Annotated in this window: 7 protein-coding genes; all 7 read right to left on the bottom strand. The window is 60.9% G+C overall.

All coding sequences use genetic code 11. The features are described 5' to 3' along the window. Positions 1–950: SIS domain-containing protein (locus KSY82_RS06910; protein ID WP_217752375.1), on the bottom strand; the 950-nt coding region annotated here is incomplete at its 3' end. A gap of 170 nt (positions 951–1120) precedes the next feature. Next, on the bottom strand, positions 1121–2335 hold the full coding sequence (locus KSY82_RS06905) for an MFS transporter (RefSeq protein WP_217750755.1): 1215 nt from the start codon (positions 2333–2335) through the stop codon (positions 1121–1123). Positions 2336–2426: 91 nt separating this feature from the next. Continuing rightward, a complete protein-coding gene (locus tag KSY82_RS06900; protein ID WP_138341427.1) occupies positions 2427–3260 on the bottom strand; it encodes a PTS system mannose/fructose/sorbose family transporter subunit IID in 834 nt (277 codons plus the stop codon). Further along, entirely contained in the window at positions 3241–4014 is a 774-nt protein-coding gene (locus KSY82_RS06895; RefSeq protein WP_217750754.1) for a PTS mannose/fructose/sorbose/N-acetylgalactosamine transporter subunit IIC, read from the bottom strand. Before KSY82_RS06895 ends, KSY82_RS06900 begins: the two co-directional genes overlap by 20 nt. Before the next feature lie 58 nt (positions 4015–4072). Continuing rightward, positions 4073–4555 carry a PTS sugar transporter subunit IIB gene (locus tag KSY82_RS06890; protein ID WP_148346727.1) on the bottom strand — a complete coding sequence of 161 codons (483 nt, stop codon included), beginning with the start codon at positions 4553–4555 and terminating at the stop codon, positions 4073–4075. Positions 4556–4612: 57 nt separating this feature from the next. Then, a complete protein-coding gene (locus tag KSY82_RS06885; protein WP_035137739.1) occupies positions 4613–5032 on the bottom strand; it encodes a PTS sugar transporter subunit IIA in 420 nt (139 codons plus the stop codon). Positions 5033–5078: 46 nt separating this feature from the next. Continuing rightward, the gene (locus tag KSY82_RS06880) at positions 5079–6140 is read right to left on the bottom strand and encodes an SIS domain-containing protein (protein ID WP_217752374.1); all 1062 of its coding nucleotides are present in this window, start codon (positions 6138–6140) and stop codon (positions 5079–5081) included. Positions 6141–6170: the final 30 nt, after the last annotated feature.

Below are 6170 nucleotides of genomic sequence, written 5' to 3'. Positions count from 1 at the left end.
ACGATGACGCGGAACTCGTCGTCAAGGCCGGGGATCGCGAACTCGGCGGTGTCGATGACGTTGATGTCGGTGTCGCCGGTCACGCCGCGGTTGAGGAAGGCGCGGACGCGCTCGTCGAGCTTGCGGTTCTCGTCCTCGCCCATGAACAGGAAGACCGGGACGCCGGGCTCCACGAGCTCGAGGGTGCCGTGGAAGAAGTCGGCCGAGGTGATGTAGCGGGTGCGCTTCCACTGCATCTCCTCGAGGATGCACATCGAGAACAGGATGGTCTCGCCCCACAGGGCGCCGGAGCCGATGAACATGGTGTAGGGGGCCAGGGCGTACTTCTTGGCGAGCTCCTCGGCGCGCGGCTCGAAGCGCTTGCGGATATCGAGCATGTCCTTCCAGCTGTCCTTGGTCTGCTCGATAAACAGGTCAAACTTGGGGAAGCAGCCGCGGCGGTTGAGCAGGCGCAGGCCGAAGCAGTCGGCGAGGTAGTAGCCCATCTCGCAGCCGCCGTTACCATGATCGGAAGCCATCTTGACGCAATTCTCGGCGCCCACAGCCTGGCCGATGGGGCCCTCGGGCTTGGTCATGGCGTAGACGCGCACGCCCATGCCCTTCATCTTCTTGACGGCCTCGAGGACCTCGGGGGTGGTGCCGGACTCGGAGGCGGTGAGCACGACGGACTTCTCGGTCATGCGCTTGTGGCCCATGGCGTTCCACTCGGCGGCGTGGATCAGGTAGACCTCGAGGTCGCGGTCGCCGAACTTGTTCATGAGGTACTCGAGCTGCATGAGCTCGTCCCAGGTGCCGCCGACGCCCATCAGGAACACGGCGTCGTAGCCCTCGTCGGCGACCTTGTCGGCGAGCGCGGTCATCGTCTTGCCGGCCTCGTAGACGTTCTTGCCGTCCTCGACGTAGCCCTCCTGGCTAAAGTGCATGATCTCGATCTTCTCGGTTTCCTTCATGGCTTTTCCTTTCTGTCCTGCACGCGAATCTATACATCGCGTTTCTTTTCGATACCAATTATAGACATACACCCAATGTGTTTTTAATACCACTTTTCAATCTGTTCCAATCCTCGGTGAACGGTCGAAATTCTCTGGTGAGTGGTATTAAATTAGAATTTGATGTATAGCTAACGCCCCCGGCGTCTCCCTTGTGCGACAAAGAACAGCGTTCCTACCAGCGCAATAATGGTCGATGCTCCAAACAGTACCGTCTGGACGCCCAAAGCCTCCGCCAAAAACGGAGCCGCCAGCAGCGGCACCACGCCGGCGCTCATCAGGCCAAAGCGCACAAAGCCGGTAATGCGACCCAGGTATTTGATATCGGCGCGCTCCTGAATCAAGATCATCTGCAGCGGCTCCAGGAACCCCCAGGCCAGACCGTTAATCGCCTGACCGACAATCGCGACCCCCAGCATATCGGTGCCCACGTACACCATGGACCCAATGCCCACGGCCATGAGCGCGCCGAGCAGCAATCGCAGGTTGACATGGCGAGCAGAAAGCTTGGTCAGGATGAACGCGCCCACCGAGGAAGTGAGGCCCACGACCGAGGACAGCCAGCCCAGCCAGACGATATCCACGTTGAGCACATCACGGTAGAACAACGACTCCAGCGAATCGAACGCGCCAAACGCAAAGAATCCCAAAAAGCCCGAGATAAAGATGAGGCGCAGGTCGTGGTCGCGAAACGTAAGTCGCGCACCCTCGGCCATGCCGCCCAGAATACCGCCCTTCAGCTTTTCCCCTTTTGCGGGAACAACGCACTCGTGACAGCCCAAGGAGAGCACGGCCGCCACACCCATCATGCCCGCCATGAGCAGGTAGACCGATTGCGTGGCAAAACAGCTCACGATGGCACCGCCGAGCAGCGGGCCAGCGGTATAGGCAATATTGCTGTAGAACACCATGAGGCCGTTCACGCGGGTACGGCCCTCGGTGGTCGACTCCAGGTATCCCGGAAACGCATGCGTGCAGGTGTTGATAAAGCCGCCCGCAAGTCCCAAGACGCACGCGGCAAACAAAAGCCCGGGGACAGACAACGGCGCTAACCCCACACCAAGCGATAGCACTGCCGTAATCACGCACGTCACAAACGACGTCCGGCGCGGTCCAAAGCGGTCGATGACCGAACCCGACACCATATTGCCCACCGACGTCATAAGATTGCGCACGAGCGTAATGGCGGCAACCAAAAAGGCCGTGCCGGCCAGATCATACGTGGCCGCACCGATAAGCCCCAAAAAGTAGACCGCGTTGTTGGCGCACCACTGCAGGGACTCAATAAGAATCAGCTTGACCTCTGCCGGCGTCAGGCGCATTGCTTCGCGATCCTTCGCGAACATACGAACTCCTTCTATACAAAAAGGGGATGGAGGGCATAGGCCTGCTCCATCCCCTTTCCAGGTTGCAACGAAAATCTATGCAGCCGGGCCCTTACGCCAGCACGCCGAAGAACGCGCCGATGATGCCCACGACCATGGTGGCCACGATCAGCACCATGGGGTTGATCTTCTTGGACAGCAGCCAGTAGTACAGCCAGAAGGCGATCATGCCGAGCATGCCGGGCATGATGCCGTCCAGGATGTCCTGGAGGGTCTGGGCGTCGTCGCCCGAGCCGATGGCCACCGGGATGCTGGCCCAGAACATGTCCTTGCACATGGCGCCCACGACCATGACGCCCACGATTCCCACGCAGGTCATGATCTTCTGCATGAGGCCGGTCCTCTGGGCCTCGTCCAGGAAGCCCACGCCCAGCTCGTAGCCCTTGACGGCGCCCCAGACGCGCAGCGCGAAGCCGGGGACGTTGTAGATGAGCAGGAAGGCGATGGGGCCGAAGGGGTTGCCGGCCTGGCACAGGCTGATGCCCACCGCGGCGGCGACCACGCGCAGCGTCGACAGGAAGATGGAGTCGCCGATGCCGGACAGCGGGCCCATGAGGGCGGCCTTGACGTCGTTGACGCTCTCGGGCTCGATCTCGCCGCGGGCGACCTTCTCCTCCATGGCCATCGCGATGCCGCCGACGAACGGGGCGAACTGGACGGTGATGTTGAAGAACGCGCAGTGGCGGTGCAGGGCCTCGGCGTAGTCGTCGGGGCGGCCGGCGTAGATCTTCTTGAGCATGTTGGCGACCATCAGGCAGAAGGCGATGTTCATCTGCTTGTAGTAGGTCCAGGAGAACTCCATGCCTAGGGCGCCGACGTTGACGGCGCTCTTGACGAGGTCGGAGCGCGTGATCTTGTTCTCGGGACTAGAAGTCATCGTCCTCATCCCCTTCCGCGGAGAGCTGGGGCTGGGCTCCGCCCAGGCCGAGCAGGTCGAACTTGTCGATGCCGATGATGATGGCGATCAGGGCGACGCCCAGGACGGGCACGTTGGCATAGGAGCACAGCAGGAAGCCCAGGAAGTAGAAGGGCACGAGCTGCTTGGTGAGCACCAGGCGGCCGAGCATGGCGAAGCCCATGGCAGGCAGGATGTTGGCTGCAACGCCAAAGCCAGCAAGGACAAAGTCGGGGATAAAGTCGAGCACGCCATGGATAGCGTCAGCACCCAGATAGAACGACAGCGAGCACAACAGGAACGCCATGATGATACCGGTCAAACCGATCAGGAAGTGCATCGCATAGACACCCTTAAGGTTGCCCTGGCCGGAGAAGACATCAGCGCGGTCAACCAGGATCGGCAGGGCGGCGTTGAGGATGTTCTTGATGGCAAGGCACAGCGTGGCGATGGGCATGGCAAGCGCGATGGCTGCCTCGGTGCTCTGGCCCAGCTGGATAGCGAAGGCGCAGGCGAGCACGCCGCCGATCGTCTCATCAGGCGGCACGTAGGCGCCGATGGAGATTGAGCCCATGAACAGCAGCTCCAGGCTGGCGCCGATCGCGAGGCCGGACTGCAGGTCCCCCAGCACCAGGCCCACGAGCGGGCACAGGACGATGGGGCGGAACGCGTAGAGCGTACCGAGCTGGCAGTCGAACTTACCAAATGCGGCGATAAGTCCGATGAGGATTGCCTGGGTAAGCATATATCCACCTTTCCTAATAGGAAACTACGAAGAGCTCAGACTCTTCGAAATTGAACGCCTAGAGCACGCTGGCGCAGTCAACCTTGGGGTCATCGGCCAGGGGTCGAATCTCGACCTCAACGCCACGATCCAGCATCTCGCGCACATCGGCTTCCTCGGCAGCGGTCAGGAAGATCTGACGAGAGACCTGACGCGCATCGGGACGCTTCTCGTCCTTGGGCTTGGTGTTGCCCAGGTTGACCGACTTGATCTGCGGGCAGCCCTCAACAAGCTGCTTTGCCTCAGCAATAGTGGCGACACAGATGATCATCTTGTACTTGTCGGTCACGCCCGAGTTGATAGCTTCGATTGCATGCTCCATATCTTTGATGACGAGCTTGCAGCCGGCAGGCTTGCCCATCTTGAGCGTCGTCTTCCACATCGGGTCGTTAGCGACCTTATCGCCCACGCAGAAGATGCAGTTGGAGCCAAGGCCCTGAACCCAGGAAACTGCGACCTGGCCATGAAGCAGGCGATGGTCAACGCGAAGTAGCTGAATCATAATGTGACCCCCCAAAGGTCTTGTGCCGTCTTACGGCGTGTCAGTAGGTGCTGCGGATTAGAACTCTTCTTCCTCGTCGTCATCGACCAAAAGATCGTTGACAAACTTCACGCGCGTATCGTCCGCAGCGACGATGGCGCGAATCGTCTCCTCAACCGGCGCCGACTCGTCAGAGAACAGCAACTGGATGAGGAGAGGAAGGTTCATGTTGGTAACGAGGTACGTGCGGGGACGCGTCTGGACGATCTTGGTGAACTCGTTGTTGACGCTGCCGCCAAAGAGGTCGGTGCAGACAACGACATCATCGTCGGCAGACATGCCTGCCAGCAGTTTTTGGGCCTCCTCGGCCACGTCCATGCGGCCATCGACGAACATCGAAAGATCGTGGACGTTGTCGCGAGCGCCCGAGAGCAGCTCGACGCTCTCCTTGATGCCGGTAGCGAAGTGCGCATGGCTGGCGATGATGTACTGTCTCATTCTGTGTTCCTCTCAATAGCCCGGCACGTTCCCGCACCCGTTTTCTTTAGTAGTCGAACTGGTGATAGTAGCGACGATACTTGAGGTTGTGCTTGGTGACCGTCTCGTAGTAGCGAGCCAGGCGGTCGGTCACGAGCACCGTCAGAATCCACGGGGAGACGATGACGCGGAACTCGTCGTCAAGGCCGGGGATCGCGAACTCGGCGGTGTCGATGACGTTGATGTCGGTGTCGCCGGTCACGCCGCGGTTGAGGAAGGCGCGGACGCGCTCGTCGAGCTTGCGGTTCTCGTCCTCGCCCATGAACAGGAAGACCGGGACGCCGGGCTCCACGAGCTCGAGGGTGCCGTGGAAGAAGTCGGCCGAGGTGATGTAGCGGGTGCGCTTCCACTGCATCTCCTCGAGGATGCACATCGAGAACAGGATGGTCTCGCCCCACAGGGCGCCGGAGCCGATGAACATGGTGTAGGGGGCCAGGGCGTACTTCTTGGCGAGCTCCTCGGCGCGCGGCTCGAAGCGCTTGCGGATATCGAGCATGTCCTTCCAGATGTCCTTGGTCTGCTCGATAAACAGGTCAAACTTGGGGAAGCAGCCGCGGCGGTTGAGCAGGCGCAGGCCGAAGCAGTCGGCGAGGTAGTAGCCCATCTCACAGCCGCCCGAACCATGGTCAGAAGCCATGGCGACGCAGTTCTCGGCGCCGACAGCCTGGCCGATGGGGCCCTCGGGCTTGGTCATGGCGTAGACGCGCACGCCCATGCCCTTCATCTTCTTGACGGCCTCGAGGACCTCGGGGGTGGTACCGGACTCGGAGGCGGTGAGCACGACGGACTTCTCGGTCATGCGCTTGTGGCCCATGGCGTTCCACTCGGCGGCGTGGATCAGGTAGACCTCGAGGTCGCGGTCGCCGAACTTGTTCATGAGGTACTCGAGCTGCATGAGCTCGTCCCAGGTGCCGCCGACGCCCATCAGGAACACGGCGTCGTAGCCCTCGTCGGCGACCTTGTCGGCGAGGGCGGTCATCTTCTTGCCGGTCTCGTAGAGCGCCTTGCCGTCCTCGAGATAGCCCTCCTGGTCGAAATGCATGATCTCGATCTTCTCGGTTTCCTTCATTTGTCTCTCCTTTCTGGGGTTGTTTCCACA

This window comes from Collinsella aerofaciens (genome assembly GCF_019131995.1).
In the GTDB taxonomy this organism is placed as follows: domain Bacteria; phylum Actinomycetota; class Coriobacteriia; order Coriobacteriales; family Coriobacteriaceae; genus Collinsella; species Collinsella aerofaciens_S.
Note: the sequence above shows the minus strand (reverse complement) of the source record. Positions and strands in the feature narration are given on the sequence as shown.

Bases quoted from the DNA above. Each gene is read 5' to 3' on its own strand.
- KSY82_RS06885 (WP_035137739.1), bottom strand. From the start codon at position 5,032: ATGAGACAGTACATCATCGCCAGCCATGCGCACTTCGCTACCGGCATC.
- KSY82_RS06900 (WP_138341427.1), bottom strand. From the start codon at position 3,260: ATGAGGACGATGACTTCTAGTCCCGAGAACAAGATCACGCGCTCCGAC.
- KSY82_RS06880 (WP_217752374.1), bottom strand. From the start codon at position 6,140: ATGAAGGAAACCGAGAAGATCGAGATCATGCATTTCGACCAGGAGGGC.
- KSY82_RS06890 (WP_148346727.1), bottom strand. From the start codon at position 4,555: ATGATTCAGCTACTTCGCGTTGACCATCGCCTGCTTCATGGCCAGGTC.
- KSY82_RS06905 (WP_217750755.1), bottom strand. From the start codon at position 2,335: ATGTTCGCGAAGGATCGCGAAGCAATGCGCCTGACGCCGGCAGAGGTC.
- KSY82_RS06895 (WP_217750754.1), bottom strand. From the start codon at position 4,014: ATGCTTACCCAGGCAATCCTCATCGGACTTATCGCCGCATTTGGTAAG.